The 17,071-nt window shown below is 67.3% G+C and carries 16 protein-coding genes; 9 read left to right on the top strand and 7 right to left on the bottom strand.

Going from position 1 to position 17,071, the window contains the following annotated elements:
* Positions 1–7: 7 nt before the first annotated feature.
* A complete protein-coding gene (locus tag TPR58_RS11210; protein ID WP_346246750.1) occupies positions 8–1,327 on the top strand; it encodes a bifunctional folylpolyglutamate synthase/dihydrofolate synthase in 1,320 nt (439 codons plus the stop codon).
* A gap of 113 nt (positions 1,328–1,440) precedes the next feature.
* A complete protein-coding gene (locus tag TPR58_RS11205; RefSeq protein WP_346246749.1) occupies positions 1,441–1,896 on the top strand; it encodes a DUF6628 family protein in 456 nt (151 codons plus the stop codon).
* Here the strand turns inward: TPR58_RS11205 and TPR58_RS11200 are convergent.
* Genes TPR58_RS11200 through TPR58_RS11190 form a run of 3 tightly spaced genes read right to left on the bottom strand, consistent with a single transcriptional unit; the run spans position 1,877 to position 4,792 of the window.
* Positions 1,877–2,383: a DUF2939 domain-containing protein gene (locus TPR58_RS11200; RefSeq protein ID WP_346246748.1), complete on the bottom strand. Its 507-nt coding sequence runs from the start codon at positions 2,381–2,383 to the stop codon at positions 1,877–1,879. The genes TPR58_RS11205 and TPR58_RS11200 overlap by 20 nt on opposite strands.
* Entirely contained in the window at positions 2,380–3,132 is a 753-nt protein-coding gene (locus TPR58_RS11195) for a tetratricopeptide repeat protein (RefSeq protein WP_346246747.1), read from the bottom strand. The genes TPR58_RS11200 and TPR58_RS11195 overlap by 4 nt, the downstream gene beginning before the upstream one ends.
* A gap of 4 nt (positions 3,133–3,136) precedes the next feature.
* Positions 3,137–4,792 carry an AmpG family muropeptide MFS transporter gene (locus tag TPR58_RS11190; protein ID WP_346246746.1) on the bottom strand — a complete coding sequence of 552 codons (1,656 nt, stop codon included), beginning with the start codon at positions 4,790–4,792 and terminating at the stop codon, positions 3,137–3,139.
* A 70-nt stretch (positions 4,793–4,862) separates the two neighbouring features.
* Here TPR58_RS11190 and TPR58_RS11185 point away from each other — a divergent pair, with 70 nt between their 5' ends.
* On the top strand, positions 4,863–5,993 hold the full coding sequence (locus tag TPR58_RS11185) for an aromatic ring-hydroxylating oxygenase subunit alpha (RefSeq protein ID WP_346246745.1): 1,131 nt from the start codon (positions 4,863–4,865) through the stop codon (positions 5,991–5,993).
* A 9-nt stretch (positions 5,994–6,002) separates the two neighbouring features.
* Here the strand turns inward: TPR58_RS11185 and TPR58_RS11180 are convergent, their stop codons facing one another.
* Positions 6,003–6,434: a response regulator gene (locus tag TPR58_RS11180; RefSeq protein WP_346246744.1), complete on the bottom strand. Its 432-nt coding sequence runs from the start codon at positions 6,432–6,434 to the stop codon at positions 6,003–6,005.
* 106 nt (positions 6,435–6,540) lie between these two features.
* Here TPR58_RS11180 and TPR58_RS11175 point away from each other — a divergent pair, with 106 nt between their 5' ends.
* Both TPR58_RS11175 and rsmD read left to right on the top strand, forming a co-directional pair.
* Positions 6,541–8,022, top strand: a complete 1,482-nt coding sequence (locus TPR58_RS11175; RefSeq protein WP_346246743.1) for a pseudouridine synthase — start codon at positions 6,541–6,543, stop codon at positions 8,020–8,022.
* Positions 8,022–8,573 carry a 16S rRNA (guanine(966)-N(2))-methyltransferase RsmD gene (gene rsmD / locus TPR58_RS11170; RefSeq protein ID WP_346246742.1) on the top strand — a complete coding sequence of 184 codons (552 nt, stop codon included), beginning with the start codon at positions 8,022–8,024 and terminating at the stop codon, positions 8,571–8,573. Before TPR58_RS11175 ends, rsmD begins: the two co-directional genes overlap by 1 nt.
* On the opposite strand, the gene TPR58_RS11165 is transcribed toward rsmD, so the two are convergent.
* Complete coding sequence (locus tag TPR58_RS11165; protein ID WP_346246741.1) at positions 8,554–9,846, bottom strand: MFS transporter; 1,293 nt, start codon at positions 9,844–9,846, stop codon at positions 8,554–8,556. The genes rsmD and TPR58_RS11165 overlap by 20 nt on opposite strands.
* 118 nt (positions 9,847–9,964) lie before the next feature.
* Here TPR58_RS11165 and TPR58_RS11160 point away from each other — a divergent pair, with 118 nt between their 5' ends.
* Positions 9,965–10,150, top strand: a complete 186-nt coding sequence (locus tag TPR58_RS11160; protein ID WP_346246740.1) for a hypothetical protein — start codon at positions 9,965–9,967, stop codon at positions 10,148–10,150.
* 14 nt (positions 10,151–10,164) lie between these two features.
* Here the strand turns inward: TPR58_RS11160 and TPR58_RS11155 are convergent, their stop codons facing one another.
* Positions 10,165–10,482: a hypothetical protein gene (locus TPR58_RS11155; protein WP_346246739.1), complete on the bottom strand. Its 318-nt coding sequence runs from the start codon at positions 10,480–10,482 to the stop codon at positions 10,165–10,167.
* Positions 10,483–10,553: 71 nt separating this feature from the next.
* Entirely contained in the window at positions 10,554–12,197 is a 1,644-nt protein-coding gene (locus tag TPR58_RS11150) for an inorganic phosphate transporter (protein ID WP_346246738.1), read from the bottom strand.
* A gap of 151 nt (positions 12,198–12,348) precedes the next feature.
* Here TPR58_RS11150 and TPR58_RS11145 point away from each other — a divergent pair, with 151 nt between their 5' ends.
* The 3 genes from TPR58_RS11145 (at position 12,349) to TPR58_RS11135 (ending at position 17,044) form a co-directional block, all read left to right on the top strand.
* Positions 12,349–13,653 (top strand): methyltransferase, encoded by a 1,305-nt coding sequence (locus TPR58_RS11145; protein WP_346246737.1) that lies wholly within the window; start codon positions 12,349–12,351, stop codon positions 13,651–13,653.
* Between the two features lie 45 nt (positions 13,654–13,698).
* The gene (locus TPR58_RS11140; RefSeq protein WP_346246736.1) at positions 13,699–16,011 is read left to right on the top strand and encodes an ATP-dependent helicase; all 2,313 of its coding nucleotides are present in this window, start codon (positions 13,699–13,701) and stop codon (positions 16,009–16,011) included.
* Positions 16,012–16,177: 166 nt separating this feature from the next.
* Positions 16,178–17,044 carry a hypothetical protein gene (locus tag TPR58_RS11135; RefSeq protein WP_346246735.1) on the top strand — a complete coding sequence of 289 codons (867 nt, stop codon included), beginning with the start codon at positions 16,178–16,180 and terminating at the stop codon, positions 17,042–17,044.
* Positions 17,045–17,071: the final 27 nt, after the last annotated feature.

Here is a 17,071-nt window from a genome sequence, read left to right as displayed (position 1 = left end):
TCCTGACATGCCAGATCATGCCCGCTCCGCCGATCCCGCCGTCCAGCGCCAGCTCGATCGCCTGTCGGCGCTCGGCCCCGGTGCCGACATCCTCGGGCTGGACCGCATCACCACGCTGCTCGACCGGCTCGGCAATCCGCACCGCGCGCTTCCGCCGGTGTTCCATGTTGCCGGAACCAACGGCAAGGGATCGACCTGCGCCTTTCTACGCGCGGGCCTGGAGGCGGCGGGCAAGCGCGTTCACGTCTATTCCAGCCCGCATCTGGTGCGTTTCAACGAGCGCATCCGCTTGGCAGGGTCGCTGATCGAGGACGAGGCGCTCGCGCCCCTGCTGGAGGAGGTGCTCGACGCAGGCGGCGATATCGGCGCAAGCTTCTTCGAGGTCACGACTGCCGCCGCCTTCCTCGCCTTTTCCCGCACCCCGGCCGATGCCTGTGTGGTCGAGGTCGGCCTGGGCGGGCGGCTTGACGCCACCAATGTCCTGCCGCCGCCGGCAGTGGCGGGCATTGCCCAGCTCGGCATCGATCATCAGGCGTTTCTCGGCAACGATGCGGAGACGATCGCGGCCGAAAAGGCCGGCATCGCAAAGCGCGGCACCCGGTTGGTGACGATGCGCTACGCCGACCCCATCGCCGCGCGCGTCGCCAGTGTCGCCCATGCCGCCGGAGCGACGATGCTTGCCGAGGGTAGCGCGTGGCGGTTCAGCGTGGTCGGTCGCGAATTGCGCTATGCCGATGCGCGCGGGCCGCTGGTGGCACCGCTTCCGGCGCTGGCCGGACCGCACCAGCCGGCGAACCTGGCGCTGGCGATAGCGATGATGCGCTTCCAGGATCCGCTGCGCATCTCTCCCGACGCCATGGTCGCGGCGGGCCCCGATGCCCGCTGGCCGGCGCGAATGCAGCGCCTTTCCGACGGCCCGCTGTCGGCGCAGGCTCCCGAGGCCGCCGAGATCTGGCTCGACGGCGCGCACAATCCCGCCGCCGCCGACGTCGCCCGCGATGCGATCTGGGCGATCGCCGCAGGACGACCGATCCACCTGATCCTGGGCATCCTGCTCAACAAGGATGCCGAGGACATCATCTGGCGCTTCTCCAACATCGCTGCATCGCTCACGGCGATCCCTGTGCCCGGACACGAGCATCATTATCCCGGGCACCTGGCCGAGCTGGGTCGCGAGATGAACATCCCCGTGACCGAAATGGCGGACGATGTTCCCTCCGCCCTCGCGATGCTGCCGCGCACCGGGGAGCCCAGCGTCGTGCTGATCCTTGGATCGCTCTATCTCGCCGGGAGCGTTCTGGAAGCGAATGGAGAAATCCCGGACTGAATGATGCATGTCGTCGCAACGAAGGGCCCGATCGTCGCACCGGCGTTTATTGCGATTGACTATCAATAGCGGTTTCGAGAGACTGGCCTTCGCACCTGTCGGAGTCTCGCCGAATGACCGCAACATCCACGCTGACCACTGCCCTGCCCATGCTCCAGCCGGACGATCCCGGGGCGCGGCTGTTGCTGTTCGGGGTTCGCCAGATGGGCGCGCACGGCCTGAGCGATGCCTGCGCCGCGCATGCGTTCGTCACCGCCTTCGGCAAGTGGTTTCAGCGGCCGTTGCTGCTGTTGCGCGCGCTGATGACGGAGATGTCGGCGGCCTCGGCCCGGCCGATCCAGATCGCGCCCTGGTGCTGCGCCCGGATGACCGCAGCGGAGGCGGGCATCCTGACCGTCATCGGCCGCGTCCGCACCAACCCGGGCGCTGCGGGATTGCTGTTGGCGGACCTGACCGGCCTGCGCGACGCCGCGAGCATGCTGACGACGGCGCATGCGCTTTCGAACGCCTTTGCCGATATGGGCCTGCCGATTCCAGCAAGCCCGGCCATCAGTTCGACAGAGGCCTGAAGTCCGCCGGCAGTTTCACCGCCGCAAGCTTCCACCCGAGACCGTGGCGGCGAAAGACCAATTCGCCGCCCTGCCCGTCGCGTTTCACCAGGCGAAACTGATCAAACCCGTCACGGCGCATCTTCATGTCGGCGGCACGCATCCGGAACGGAGTATTGGGCGATGCGGCCTCGGCTGCGAAAATTGCCTCCAGCCCTTCCGGACGGACCACGGCGTCGGCAACGCCATCGGCGATCGCGCCGACCACCAGGCTTTCGCCCAGTCGTCCCCGCGTCACGCCCTCCGCGCGCAGCCTGTCGCGAAGCTGCCGGCGGACATCGTCGCGCAGGGCCTCGTAATCGATATGGCCCGACAAGGCCGCCGCGTCGCCCGCCTGAGCGGCGTTGCGGATCTGGTACAGCGTCAGCCAAGGAGACCCGAAGTACCAGCCGCCCGCAAGCAGGATCAGCGTCGCGACGCCGGCGATGATCCATCGACGCGCGGTCATGCTCCGCCCCGCATCGTCTTGAGCTGTTCGGTCGCCCAGCGATACATGCCCGCCTCCGCGGCGCGCTGGTGCCGGTCGAGGTGGCGCATCCGCTGCTCGACTTCTTCAAGCACGCGCAACGCCTTTGCGTCCCAGCCCCGTTCGATCAGCAGCGCCGCATAGCGGCACCGAGCTTCCTCGCCCGGAAGGCGCGTGACGATATCCTCATAGATGCGCAGCGCCTCGTCCTTTCGGTCCAGATGATCGAGCACTCGGGCACGCAGCAACAGGTTGCGGTCACGCTCGCTCTGCGACCCGCGCTCGCCGATCGCGTCGAGCAGCGTCAGCGCCTCGCTCGCCTGCCCGTCCTCGAACAGCGATAGCGCAAGCTTGGCCTGGTTTCGCGGATCGGGATCGCCGGCACTGCGCCTGATGCCTTCGCGGAACAGCGGGATCGCCTCGTCGTGCCGCCCAAGCGCAGCCAGCGCATCAGCCAGCCGCAACCGGTTCGCCGCGGTGTCGGCCAGGTCCAGCGCCTCGCGCGCGGCACGCACCTCGCGCTCCGGATCCAGGGCATGGATCACGTTCGCCCTGGCGGTGCGGACATGGCGGTTCCCCTGCATGCCCGGCAGCACCTCGATCACGACATGGGCGATGGCGCTGGCCACCGGCAGGAAGATCAGCGCGGTCAGCCACAGCGTGTTGCGCCCGGTATGGAACAGATGGACGATGCACGCGACCTGCAGCGCGACGATGGCCAGATAGGGCATGGCGTCAGTTTGGCTCCGCCGGAACGGCCATCCAGCGGACGCGGAACCATTCGATGACGCAAAATATCACCGCGATCATCCCCAGCAGCGCGGTAAACTGAAAAACCGGGGCATAGCCATGGACCTTAATCGCGTCCCCAAGAGCTGCTCGCCCGAGCGAACCGACCAAAAGGGTCATCGACGACAACAGCGCGTATTGTACGGCGCTGAATTCCTTGCTCGCGATCGATGACAGATAAGCGACAAATGCCGCGCTCGCGAGACCGCCCGCGATATTCTCCCCCGAGATTCCGATCAACAGACGCAGCATTCTGGGGTCGGGGTAAAGGCTACTAAGGCCGGTCGCGTTGGCAAATGCGTCAATCACAGGAGCGCCAGAGGCGAGGTCGGCGTAGAGCAGATTGGTCAGGGCTGCGAGAATCGCCCCAATCAATAGTGTCGGCATCCGACCGAGCGTCGCATACAGGATGCCGCCCAACGAAACGCCACCAATGGTCATTGCGACGCCGAAAATCTTGGATGCGAACGCGACCTCCTCCTTCGTATAGTGCAGCTCCTGCAGATAGAAGGGGAAGGCGAACGGCCCCCAGATCGAGTCACACAGCCGGTAACTCAGGATCAGGCCCAATACGATCACGACGCCCCAGCGAAGACGTTCAATCAACTCCGAAAGCGGCAGGATGAGAGCAGAAAAGCCATGTCTCACCGCGCTACTCGAAATCTCCCCCGTGACAGGGGAAATCCTGGTACGGTGCCAATTCACCCAAGCGGCGGTGAGTGCGGGTACGACGACCGTCGTGATAATGATCCAGGGACCGGTGTAGAGCGTGAACTGTGCAACGCTGGGCGCAGGAACGTCGTGCAGCGCGTGATACATGAAGTTGCCGATGGTAAAAAGCGCCCAAGCCCAGCTGAGACCAACGATGGTCAGCGCGATCATGCGGGTCCTTGCATCCGCCATTCGCGGATCGGCAATTGTCGATGCGTCTTCGACCTCAGGTCGGGGCGTGTCCGGGGCCGCCAGCGTGGCGAGCGTGCCTACTAGCATCAACGCGCCCATTACCATGTATACGGTGGGCCAATCGAGTTGCGCGGCCATCACCAGCGCGAGCGCACCACCAATGAGCGTCGCGATCCGGTAGCCAAGTTGATAGACCGACGAGAGTATGCCGACATTCGCGCGCTCATCCGCGACGTCGATGCGCCAGGCATCGATCACGACATCCTGGGTCGCCGAGGCAAATGCCGCAAGTACGGCGACCAAGGCAAACCAGCCGATCGCTACGACCGGATCGGACATGGCCAAAATGACGAAAGCAATGCTTAGTAGGATCTGACACAGCAGGATCCAGCTTCGACGCCGGCCGATGGCCTCGAGACCCGGCAGACGCACTCGATCGACCAGCGGCGACCAGAGAAACTTGAAAGCGTAGGCAAGTCCCATCCACGACAAGATACCGATGGTCGCAAGGTCGACCTTCGAGTCACCAAGCCAAGCGTTCAGTGTCCCGAGAAGCAAGCTGTTGGGCAAGCCCGAGGTCAAGCCAAACACCAGCATCACGCCGGTCTTGCGATTGGACAGCGCCATGCGCAGCAGCGCCAGCCCAGACGGCTTCCTTTCCGTCGGACTCCCGCCCTCTCGCGCCACCACGTCGTTCATTCGGTCTTGCCCCTCCCGGAAAACGTCGTGAAACTAGCGGCAAACCCGGCGAAAGCCAGAGGAGAGGAGCATGAACGCACGCACCCCCACCCAGGGTCAGCTGGCGCTGGCGGCATCGCTTGCGACAGGCGGTTCGCGTGGTGCGACCGGCATCACCCATGTCGACGCCGCCGCCTATGTCAGCCAGGCCCAATATGACGCGGAACAGGCGCGGGTGTTCGGGCGGTTGCCGTTGGTCATCGCGCCGTCCGCGCTGCTGCCCGAGCCCGGCATGGCGATCCCGCATGACGGCTTCGGCAAGCCGCTGCTGGTGACGCGCGACAGGCACGGACAGGCGCATGTGTTCCTCAACGTCTGCCGTCACCGCGGCACCCGGCTGGTCGAAGGGTGCGAGGCGGTACAGTCGCCGCGGCTTGTCTGCCCCTATCATGCCTGGACCTACGCGCTGGACGGCCGGCTGGTCGGCCTGCCCCGCCCGGACAGTTTCCCCGGGCTCGACAAGGGCGCGCACGGCCTGAAGCGCCTGCCCAGCTTCGAGGCCGGCGGGCTGATCTGGTTCGCCTTCGACGAGGACGCCGACTTTGCGGAGCCCGACCTGCTCGCCCGCGATTTCGAGGCGTTCGATCTCGCTGGCCAGCATCTTTTCCGCCGCCGCACGCATGACGTGAAGGCGAACTGGAAGCTGATCATGGATGCGTTCCTCGAATCCTACCACGTCACCCGGCTCCATGCGGCGACGATCGGTCCCTTCTTCAAGGACGGGCTGACGACCGCCGACACCATCGGCTGGCACCAGCGCTCGGCGGTCGGCCGCGATTCGGCAAGCGAGGCGCTGTCGTCGAGCGACTGGACTGTGTTGCGTGGCGCGATCACCTATACCTATCAGATGTTTCCGGGGACCGTGCTGGTGGTCAGTCCCGACTATATCAACCTGATGGTGCTGATGCCGCAGGCGGTCGACCGGGTACTGGTCGAGGATTTCATGCTGATCCCCGAACCGCCCCGCACCGAAAAGGCGCTGGCCCATTGGGAACGCAGCTGGGCGTTGCTGGATGGCGGCGTATTCGCCTCCGAGGATTTCCGGGCAGCCGAACTGGGGCAGCAGGGTATCGCATCGGGCGCCATCGACCGGCTGACGCTCGGCACGCTCGAACTTGGCGTGCGCCACTTTCACGACGCCGTCGCGGCGGCGCTGCGTTGAGCCGTTCGCTCAGGCGGCTTGCAGGAACAGGCTGAAGCTGACCGGGATCTTTCGCGGCTTCTTTCCATCCGCCACCGCCTCGATCGCGTCGATCGCATCCAACAGGTCGCGCTGCGGATAGGGCTTGGCCAGGCATCCCGCCGCCAGCGCCCGCGCGTCGCCGGGGCACTGGCCGGTCACGAACAGAACCTTGATTCCCTTGGAAAAGGCCGCCTGGGCGACGCTGACCCCACTGCCGTCGGCCAGGTGCACGTCGAGGAGCACCAGATCGATCTCCGGCGCCTCCTCGATCACGCGCAGCGCGTCGGCGACCTTGTCGAGGGTGCCGACGATGCCGAACCCGGAGTCGCGCAGGAAATGCTCGGTGTCGAAGGCGACCAGCGGCTCGTCCTCGACCACCAGAACCTGTTCGATCCGTCGCTTCTTCTTCCCGAACAACATCTGGACCGCACTCACCCGATACGCTGGAACGACGGTGTAACGTTTATGCCGATTTCCGGTGCCGCAAAAATTTTGTCTGCGGACGATAAATCGCTATAGGCGCGGGGTGCCTTCCACCAGTGATAGAAATCAGCAGCGCATCGCGAAGCTGCTCGCCCGTGCCGGAATCGCGTCACGCCGAGAGATCGAGCGGATGATCGCCGAGGGGCGGGTCGCGCTTGACGGCGTGCGCCTCGAAACCCCCGCCACCCTCCTCACCTCGCTCCACGGCGTCACCGTCGACGGGCAACCGGTCAAGGAAGCCGCGCCCGCCCGGCTGTTCCGCTATCACAAACCGGCCGGGCTGCTGACGGCGGAGCGGGATCCCGCGGGCCGCCTGACCATCTATGACCGGCTGCCGCAGGGCCTGCCGCGCGTGATGCCGGTCGGCCGGCTCGACCTGAATACCGAGGGGCTGCTGCTTCTCACGACCGACGGCGAGCTCAAGCGCGAACTGGAACTGCCGTCGAGTGGTGTAGAGCGCAGCTATCGCGCGCGTGCCTATGGCGATGTCAGCCAGGCACAGCTCGAGGATCTGATGCTGGGCATCGAGATCGAGGGCGTGCGCTACGGATCGATCAACGCCAATCTCGAACGCCGCACGGGCGCCAATCTGTGGATCGAGATGACGCTGACCGAGGGCAAGAACCGCGAGGTGCGGCGCGTGCTCGAACATCTCGGGCTGCAGGTCAGCCGCCTGATCCGCACCCGCTATGGCCCCTTCTGGCTGGGCGACCTGCCGGTCGGCGACGTCGACGAGATCCGTCAGGCCGACCTGATCACCTTCCGCACCGTGCTGGGCAAGCCCGGCGGCGGCAAGGCGGCGTCGAACCTTCAGTTCGCGGTGCGCCAGCGCGTCGAGGCCCCTGCCCCCCGGCCGGAGCCCGTCGATGTCGTCCGCGTGCCGCGCCCCGACAATCGCCCCGGTCGCGGCCGTCCGGCGCGTGAGCCGGAGCGCCCGACCAGCCGGCCTGTGGCCCGTCCCGCGCGCGACGATCGCCCGCGGGTGGCGGAACCGCGCGCCAGCGGCTTCACGCCACGCGGCGCGTCCGGCGGCGTCTCCGATGCGCCGGCGCGCAGCGACTCGCGCCCGGACCAGCGCTTCGGGCGCGACGATCGCGCCCCCGCCGGCAAAGGCCGTAAGGAAGAGCGGCCCGTTCGCGAGCGGCGCGGTCCCGCAGGCGAAGGCCGCGCGGGCAGCTTTGCACCGAAAAGCGGCCCGGGCCGGACTGCGGGCGCGCCCCTTCGGGGCGAGCCGCGTAGCGGTGAGCGCCCCGATCGCGAACGCCGTCACGCGCCCAGCGAAGCACGCACCGGCAAATTCACCCCGCGCGTCACCCCCGGTCGCTCCGATCGCCCTGCGCGCGAGGAAACGCGCACCGTCGAGAAGCCCGCCCGCGCTGCGCGCGCCAAGGCCCACCGCGACACCTTGTCGCCGCGCGAAAGCGATTTCGTCGATCGCCCGCGCACGCCGCGTCCATCGCGCGGCCCTGCCGGCGGCCGCGGCAAGCCCTCACCCGACAAACGCCCGCCTCGGAGCCGCAAGTAATGCGCGTCATCGCCGGAACCTGGCGCGGCCGTCCGCTGGTCGCGCCCAAGGGCGATACCACCCGCCCCACCGCCGATCGCACCCGCGAGGCGCTGTTCTCGATGCTGACCAGCCGCGTCGGCAGCTTCGAGGAGCTGGCCGTCGCCGACCTGTTCGCCGGATCGGGCGCGCTCGGGATCGAGGCGCTGTCGCGCGGTGCCGCCTCGTGCCTGTTCGTCGAACAGGACAAGGCGGCGCTCGACGCGCTGCGCGCCAACATCGCGAAGCTGGAAGCGAAGGGCGCCGATGTCCGCGCCGGATCGGTCATGGCGCTTGGCCCCGCGCCGAAGCCGGTCGACCTGATCCTGATGGACCCGCCCTATGGCACCGGCGCCGGCCTGGTCGCGCTGGACAAGCTCGCCCGCCTCGGCTGGACCGGCCCCGCCACCTGGATCAGCATCGAGACCCAGCGCGACGAGGAAGTCGCGCCTGCCGGATTCGAGGTCGATGTCAGCCGGGTCCATGGCAAGGCCAGGCTGACCCTGCTGCGCCCTATGCCTTCCGCAGACTAGCCTTCCCGATCAGCGCGAGACCGACCATGCTCAGCAGGCCCGCGCCTGCCAGATAGGCTCCGACCAGGCCGATCCCGCCCTGCTTCACCAGCGTCTCGGCGATCAGCGGGGTCAGGCCGCCGCCGATGATCCCGGCCAGGTTGAACGTCACCGACACGCCCGTATAGCGCACCCGCGCCGGGAACAGGCTGGGCAGCCAGCCGCCCAGCGGGCCATAGACCAGCCCCATCACGAACAGCCCGCACACCAGCCAGGCGAACACGCTGCCCAGCGTGCTGCCGATCAGCACCCACATCGCCAGGCCCGCCAGCATCGTCGCACCGAACCCGATGAACAGCACGCCGCCCCCACCCGCCTTCCACCTGTCCGCCAGCGTGCAGGCAACGACGATGCCCGCCGCCATGAACAGGATCGCGACCAGTTCCACCGCCAGGAACGTCTCGCGATCGAAGCCCATCGCCTTGGTGCCATAGCCGATGATGAACACGGTCGAGATGTAGAACAGCGCGAAGCATGCCACCGCGCCGATCGTCCCGGCAATGGTCGGGCGCAGATGGTCGCGCAGCAATTCGCCGATCGGGACCTTGGGCGGCGGCGCCTTTTCCGCCGCCTTCAGATAGTCGGGCGTCTCGGTGATCTTCAGCCGCACCCACAGCCCCAGCCCGACCAGCACCGCGCTGGCCAGGAACGGCAGCCGCCAGCCCCAGTCGCGAAACTGATCGTCGCTCAGGATCACGCCCAGGATCAGGAAGAAGCCGTTCGCGGCGATAAATCCCACCGGCGCCCCCATCGGCGGAAAGCCGCCATAGCGATAGAACCAGCCCGGCGGCGCATTCTCCACCGCCAGCAGGCTCGCCCCACCCCATTCACCGCCCAGGCCCAGACCCTGCCCGAAGCGCAGCAGGCACAGCAACACCGGGGCGACCCAGCCGACCATCGCATAGGTCGGCAGAAAGGCGATCAGCACGGTGGAGATGCCCATCAGCATCAGCGACGCGACCAGCGTCGTCTTGCGCCCCATCCGGTCGCCGAAATGGCCGAACAGGATTCCGCCCACGGGTCTTGCGAAGAAGGCGACGCTGAAGGTGGCGTAGGACGCCAGCACCTGAAGTTCGGGGTTGGCCGAGGGGAAGAACAGCGTCGGGAACACCAGCGCCGCCGCGGTCGCATAGATATAGAAGTCGTAGAATTCCACGGCCGTGCCGACCAGGCTGGCGAACAGGATGCGGCGGTGCGAGGCAGGGCTCGCGGAGGCTATGGCGGCTGCGGACATTCAACTCTCCCGTGACACGCCTCGTCGCGCCGACCGGGGTCGGGGTCAAGGCTTGTTCATCCTGCCGACAGGCTCTGCTGCCTAGCGTTCCGATCAGGCGGCACCAATGGAGGCGGACATGCGCGAGCAATCCACGGGTAAACGGCTTCTTTCCGCTCTGGCGCTGGCGCTGCTGGCGGGCTTCCTCGTTTACATCGCCAACCCGGTAAAGCTGCTGAAGACCGATCTGCGCACCGACGCGAAACAGTTCGTGCTCAGCATCAGATATGGATCGCACCTGATCGACCAGGTCGGCCACCGCTAGGCGGCGTGACACACTCAGTGGGATCGAATTGTTCTTCGTCCCGACAAGACGGCATCAGCCTCGCGCTGGCGATAACACTGGGCGCAGATGATCGCGATCCCGCCGGGCACCTCCACGGTGTCTTCGATCCACTCGCCGCCCTTGCTCTGCAGATAGGCGTCGCAAGCCTCGCACCAGGCATCCCTGAAGTCGCCCTCATGCGCTTGCGGAAACGAGACGAACCCGGCCGTGTCCGGTGGTGACTGGCCGACGATATGAGTGCAGACGAAGCTAATAGGCTGATGCCCATGCACCTCGCACTCGCAATGATCGTCGTCCGTGTCGCCAGTCATGATCCGTGCAGTGTACCGGCTTTCCGTACCAGCAGCCAGACGCATCGCGATTGGCGCCGCCGGGAGCCGCGTCAGCCGATGCCGTTTGCGCGGACGATCGTCAGCAACAGCCAGTAGAGCCCGCCGGACAACAGCATCGCGACCGGCAGCGTCAGCAGCCATGCCGCGGCCAGTTGGAGCAGCGTGCGCGTCTGCAGGCCCGCGCCGTTCGCGACCGACGCACCGGCGACCCCGGACGACAGGATATGCGTGGTCGACACCGGCAGCCCGAGCCGGTCGGCGGCCAGGATGGTGCAGGCGGCGACCATCTCGGCCGACGCGCCCATGCCATAGGTCATGTGCGTCTTGCCGATCTTCTCGCCGACGGTGATGACGATCCGCTTCCAGCCGATCATCGTGCCAAGCCCCAGCGCGATCGCGACCACGATCTTCACCCAGAGCGGGATATAGCGCGTTCCGGCCTCCAGCTTGCCCTGATAGGCGGTCAACGCAGCCGTGTCGGCCTGGCTCACATCCGCAGGCGGCTTCTTGGTGATCAGCTTGGTGCTGTCCAGCACCAGATACATGTCGGTCCGCACGTTCGACGTGGCTTCCGCCGGTACCTTGCTCAGCGAGCCATAGCCCTGAACCCGCTGCGTCAGGTCGCGCGACAGCGTTTCCAGCGCGGCCCAGGTCTGCTGGCCATGGACCTTGCGATTCTGCAGCGCGGTCGTCAGTTCGACGCGTGCCTGGTCGATCGGCAGGCTGATCGAGCCGGCGCGCGCGTCGAATATCGCGGTCGCGGCATTCGCCGTCTGCACGAAGGCCGGCGTCGCGCTGTCTGCCTGGGTGCGATTGAGCGCATAGGCGGTCGGCGCACAGCCGATCAGGATCAGCATGATCAGGCCCATGCCCTTCTGTCCGTCGTTCGACCCGTGGCTGAACGACACCGCGGTGCAGGTGAAGATCAGCAGCGCACGGATGCCGCGCGGCGGCGGGGCGTTGCCTTCGGGCGCCTTGTACAGCTTGGGATTGCGCACCAGCATGCGCAACACGAAGAACAGCAGCATCGCGGCGAAGAAGCCGATCAGCGGCGCCATCCACAATCCGGTCAGCACCTTCTGCGCCTGGCTCCAGTCGACCCCGGCGGTGCCGCCGCGCGATCCCGCCTGGATGATCTGGTTGGCAAAGCCGACGCCCAGGACCGATCCGATCAGCGTGTGGCTGGAACTGTTGGGCAGGCCGACATACCAGGTCGCCAGGTTCCAGAGCACCGCCGCGATCAGCAGCGCAAAGATCATCGCGAAGCCCGCCGCCGATCCGACGTTGAGGATCAGATCGACCGGCAGCAGCGTGATGATCGAATAGGCGACCGCGCCGCTGGCGAACATCACGCCCAGGAAGTTGAAGATGCCCGACCAGACGACCGCGACATGCGCCGGCATCGAATTGGTGTAGATTACCGTGGCGACCGCATTGGCGGTGTCGTGAAACCCGTTCACGAACTCGAACCCCAGCGCGATCAGCAGCGCAACCGCCAGGAACGCGAACACGCCGACCGCCAGATGCTCGCCGACGCCGGCGGTGTCGGTCAGCACGCTCCAGCCCGCGAACACCAGCCCGCCGATCATCAATGCGGCGAACAACAGCTTCGCGATCGGATGGGTTTCGTGGTCGAATCGTCGCGCGGTGGACGTTTCGGTCTGTGGAGCCTGGTCCAGTGCGAGTGTCGCCATGATGAGCGCGCCTCTGGGCGCGCCGTATGACAATGTGATGACGGATCGATGACAGGTAGCTGCATCGTTGCGCAGGCGGTCGATTTACTTGGCCGGCGCGGGGCGATGGTCTAGCCACGCGAGGGTGACGCCCGCCGAAAAAAGCTCCCTGGTGCGCAGGTTCCGCCACCGTCCCGACCGTGCGTGTGCCGCGGACGAGGCGGTGGTACACGGGCTGCTGCTCGACCGCGATGTCGATCCGCGCTGGATCGAACGTGCCGGCTGGCAGGTGCTGCGCGACGCCGGGAGAGTGCCCGCCGCGGATGCCGCGCCCGAAGTCTTCGCGCGCTGGCTGGAGGCGGACGGCTTCGCCCGCGACCTGCTCGGCCAGACGCAGCTCACGCTGGTCGAGATCGAACGGCCATTGACCGCGCTGCGCCGCTGGCTGCTGCTCGAGCGCCGCCATGGCGACTTTCCCGACACAGCCGCGGCGCTGATCGCACAGGCCGGCCATCATGGCGGCACCTGGCTGTTCGATGCACTGGAGGAAGACGCGCTGTCCGATGCGGCCGACTTCGCCGCGGCCTATCTCCCGCCCCTGCCCGGCCATGCTGCCCCCGACCATGCCGATCCGGTGACACGGGCGGTCGCGGCGCAATATGCCGGCTGGCCCTATCCGGTGTGGCAGCGCGCGATGCGCGATCCGCCCGGCGGGCTCGACCGGCTCCGTGCCGATCACGGGCTGGCGCCGCTGGCCGACGGCGCGCATCTGCTCGTCGCCGGCTGCGGCACCGGTCGCGAGGCGCAGCGGCTGGCCACCGACGCGCCGGGGGCGCAGGTAACCGGCATCGACCTGAGCCCGACATCGCTGGCCTATGCGCGCGAGCGGTGCGACGCGCCGAACCTGACGCTGTGCGAGCTCGACCTTCACCGTGCGGGCGAGGTCGGCCCGTTCGATCATATCGCCAGCAGCGGCGTGCTCCATCATCTCGCCGATCCCGAGGCCGGCTGGGCCGCGCTGGCCGCTGCGCTGAAACCCGGCGGGACGATGCGGGTCATGCTCTACAGCCGCTTTTCCCGGATGCAGGTGCGGGCGGCGCGAGCGCGGATCGCCGACCTGGTCGATCGGCCCGTCACGCCGGCACTGGTGCGCGACGTGCGCGCCCGGTTCATCGACGAGCCCGACCACCCGATCGTGCGATCGGTCGATTTCCACTCGATGGGCGGCGTCCACGACCTGCTGCTGCACGCGCATGAGGATGCGTTCGATCTGCCGCGGATCGGCCGGGCGCTCGCCGCGCTGGGGCTGGACCTGCTGCAGATCGACCTGCCCGGCCGCGCGGCGCGCGACGCATGGCTGACCGACCATCCGGACGATCCGCACCTGCGCGATCTCGCGGCGCTCCACGCCTGGGAAATCCGCAACCCGCGGCTGTTCAACGGCATGTATCCGATCTGGTGCGCGAAGCGGCGCTGACGCGGCAACTTGCCCTCGGGGGCCGCGTTCCCTAACTGTTCGCCGATGAGTCTCCCCGCCGAAAGCCAGGATCCGCCCTATCTGAAGGGCCTGAACGCGCCGCAGCGCGATGCCGTGCTCACCACCGAAGGGCCGGTCCTCGTGCTTGCCGGCGCCGGCACCGGCAAGACCGCGGCGCTCACCGCGCGGCTGGCGCACCTGCTGTGGACGCGCAAGGCCTATCCCAGCGAAATCCTGTCGGTCACCTTCACCAACAAGGCGGCGCGCGAGATGCGCGAGCGTGTCGGCCGGCTGGTCGGCGACGCGGTCGAGGGGATGCCGTGGCTCGGCACCTTCCACGCGATCGGCGCCAAGATGCTGCGCCGCCATGCCGAGCTGGTCGGGCTGCAGAGCAACTTTACCATCCTCGACACCGACGACCAGATGCGGCTGCTCAAGCAGTTGATCGTCGCCAACGACCTCGACGAGAAGCGCTGGCCCGCGCGCCAGCTCGCCGGGCTGATCGACGGGTGGAAGAACAAGGGGCTGGTGCCGTCCGACCTCGATGCCGGCGAGTCCGAGCTTTATGCGAACGGCCGCGGCCAGTCGCTCTATGCCCAGTATCAGGACCGGCTGCGCGCGGTGAACGCGTGCGACTTCGGCGACCTGCTGCTCCACATGCTGACCATCCTGAAGACGCACCGCGACGTGCTGCAGCAGTATCAGCAGCGCTTCCGATATGTGATGGTCGACGAATATCAGGACACCAACAGCGTCCAGTATCTCTGGCTCCGCCTGCTGGCGCAGGAGCGCAAGAACCTGTGCTGCGTCGGCGACGACGACCAGTCGATCTATTCGTGGCGCGGCGCTCGGGTCGAGAACATCCTGAAGTTCGAGAAGGACTTTCCCGGCGCCAAGGTGATCCGGCTCGAACAGAATTATCGCTCGACCCCGCACATCCTGGCCGCCGCATCGGGCGTCATCGCCAACAATTCCGGACGCCTGGGCAAGACGCTGTGGACCGAGCATCAGGACGGCGAGAAGGTCAAGGTGCTCGGCATCTGGGACGGCCCGGAGGAAGCGCGCAGGGTCGGCGAGGAGATCGAGGGGCTGCAGCGCGGCGGCCTGAGCGTCGATCGCACCGCGATCCTGGTGCGTGCCCAGCACCAGACGCGCGAATTCGAGGACCGGTTCATCGCGATCGGCATGCCGTACCGCATCGTCGGCGGCTTCCGCTTCTACGAACGCGCCGAAATCCGCGACGCGCTCGCCTATCTGCGCGTCGTCTCGCAACCCGCCGACGATCTGGCGTTCGAACGCATCGTCAATGTGCCCAAGCGGGGCCTGGGCGACAAGGCGCTGGCCAAGGTCCACCAGCTTGCCCGCGCCGGACAGCTGCCGCTGACCGTTGCCGCCGCGCGCATCCTCGACACCGACGAACTGACGCCGCAGGCGCGCCGCAGCCTGGGCAATCTGGTCGGCGACATCGCCCGCTGGCGCGCGATGGGCGACACCCTGCCCCATCCCGAACTCGCCCGGATCATCCTGGACGAGAGCGGCTATACCGCGATGTGGCAGGCGGATCGCACCGCCGAGGCGGCCGGGCGGCTGGAGAATCTCAACGAACTCGTCCGGGCGATGGAGGAGTATGAATCGCTCACCGCCTTTCTCGAGCATGTCAGCCTGGTGATGGACAACGAGGCGCAGGCCGAGGAACCCAAGGTCACGATCATGACCATCCATGCCGCCAAGGGGCTGGAGTTCGACACCGTGTTCCTCGCCGGCTGGGAGGAAGGGCTGTTCCCGTCGCAGCGCGCGCTCGACGAGGGCGGGCTCGCCTCGCTGGAGGAGGAGCGCCGCCTCGCCTATGTCGCGATCACCCGCGCGCGGCGCCAGGCGATCATCCTCCATGCCGCCAATCGCCGCATCTATGGCCAGTGGACCAGTTCGCTGCCCAGCCGCTTCATCGCCGAGCTGCCCGAGGCGCATACCGAGTCCGAATCGACCATGACCGGCGGCGCCAGCCTGTGGCAGGCCAACTGGTCCGATCGTGCCGACCCGTTCGCCGATGTCGGCCGCGGCACCGGTCGCGGCCCCGGCTGGCAGCGTGCGGCCGGGGTCGATACCAGGAACCCCGGCGGCGGCTTCACCTCGCGCACCTTCACCCGCGAGCAGCCGCGCATCGTTGAGAGCCGCGCCAGCGCGGTGAGCTTCGGCGCGAAGCCGCGCAGCGACCTGTCGGTGGGCCTGCGCGTGTTCCACCAGAAATTCGGCTATGGCACGATCGCGGAAATCGAAGGCAACAAGCTGGAAATCGATTTCGAACAGGCGGGACGCAAGCGCGTGATGGACAGCTTCGTGAGCCTGGGATCGGAATAGAACCGAGGATAGCGGTCAAGAATAGAACACCTTATCGACGAATCGCATGATGTTATCGATTGCAGCCGGCACTTCCGGTTCGGACACCGTTCTCACCATCACTGGCTCATGTTAGCCTTGGCTGCGCGCGGGACTGGCGCACGACCGGAACTGGCAGGAGAACAAGATGGCGACCTTCGAAACCCTGGCGCTTTCCGGCGCTGCGCTGGTCGCGTCCGCGGCAGCCCTGCCTGCCGCCGCGCAATCGACCCAGACTCCCCCCGAACTTGCCGATCTGGTCGGCGCCCGCGCCGCGGGTGCCGAGACGCAGATGCAGGCGCGGGGCTGGAACTCCGCAGGGAGCACCCAGGCACAGGGCGCTAACTGGACCTATTGGTGGAACGGACGGAGTTGCGTTCAGGTCGCCACCCGCGATGGCCGCTATGCCAGCATCGGCCGCGTGCCCGAGGGGAATTGCTCCGACCGTCAGCAGCAGCGCCCGCCACAACGACCGCCGCAGGACGAGCGGCCCGGCTGGGGCAATGACCGGCCCGGCAACGGCCCCGGCCGTCCCGGCAGTGACCGACCGGACTGGGGCCCGCCCCCGCCGCGCGGCGGCGGTTATGGGGACAATGGCGACGATTCGCTCACGCTGATCTGCTTCGGCGGCGGAACGAAGCTCGCGACCGAGTATCGCTCCGGCTATCGCTACAATTACGACAGCCACCGCTACGAGCCCTATTCCGAAACTGGCCTCGGCCGCGAAGGCTATAATTCCGATGTCCAGATCGAGATCTGGCATGGCCGCGGCCGAATCCATCTGGGCGGGACGATGATCCCTGCAATCCGCTCCGGCGGCGACAATGGCTGGTGGGACCTGACCGATCTGGTGATGGCACCCGATCGCATCACCGGTCGCTATCGCCTGAACGGGCTGAACCGTCCCACGGTGACGATCGATCGCCGCAGCGGTGCGATCACAATTCGCGGGATGCAGCCGTTCAGCGGCCGTTGCGAAGTCGGGAACTGGCGCGGCGGCGGCGGCAAGTTCTGACGCAGGCCCGGGCTGCACTGGCGTCTC

This window comes from Sphingomonas rustica, from assembly GCF_039652585.1.
Lineage (GTDB): Bacteria > Pseudomonadota > Alphaproteobacteria > Sphingomonadales > Sphingomonadaceae > Sphingomonas > Sphingomonas rustica.
This window is presented reverse-complemented; position numbering and strand designations above follow the sequence as displayed.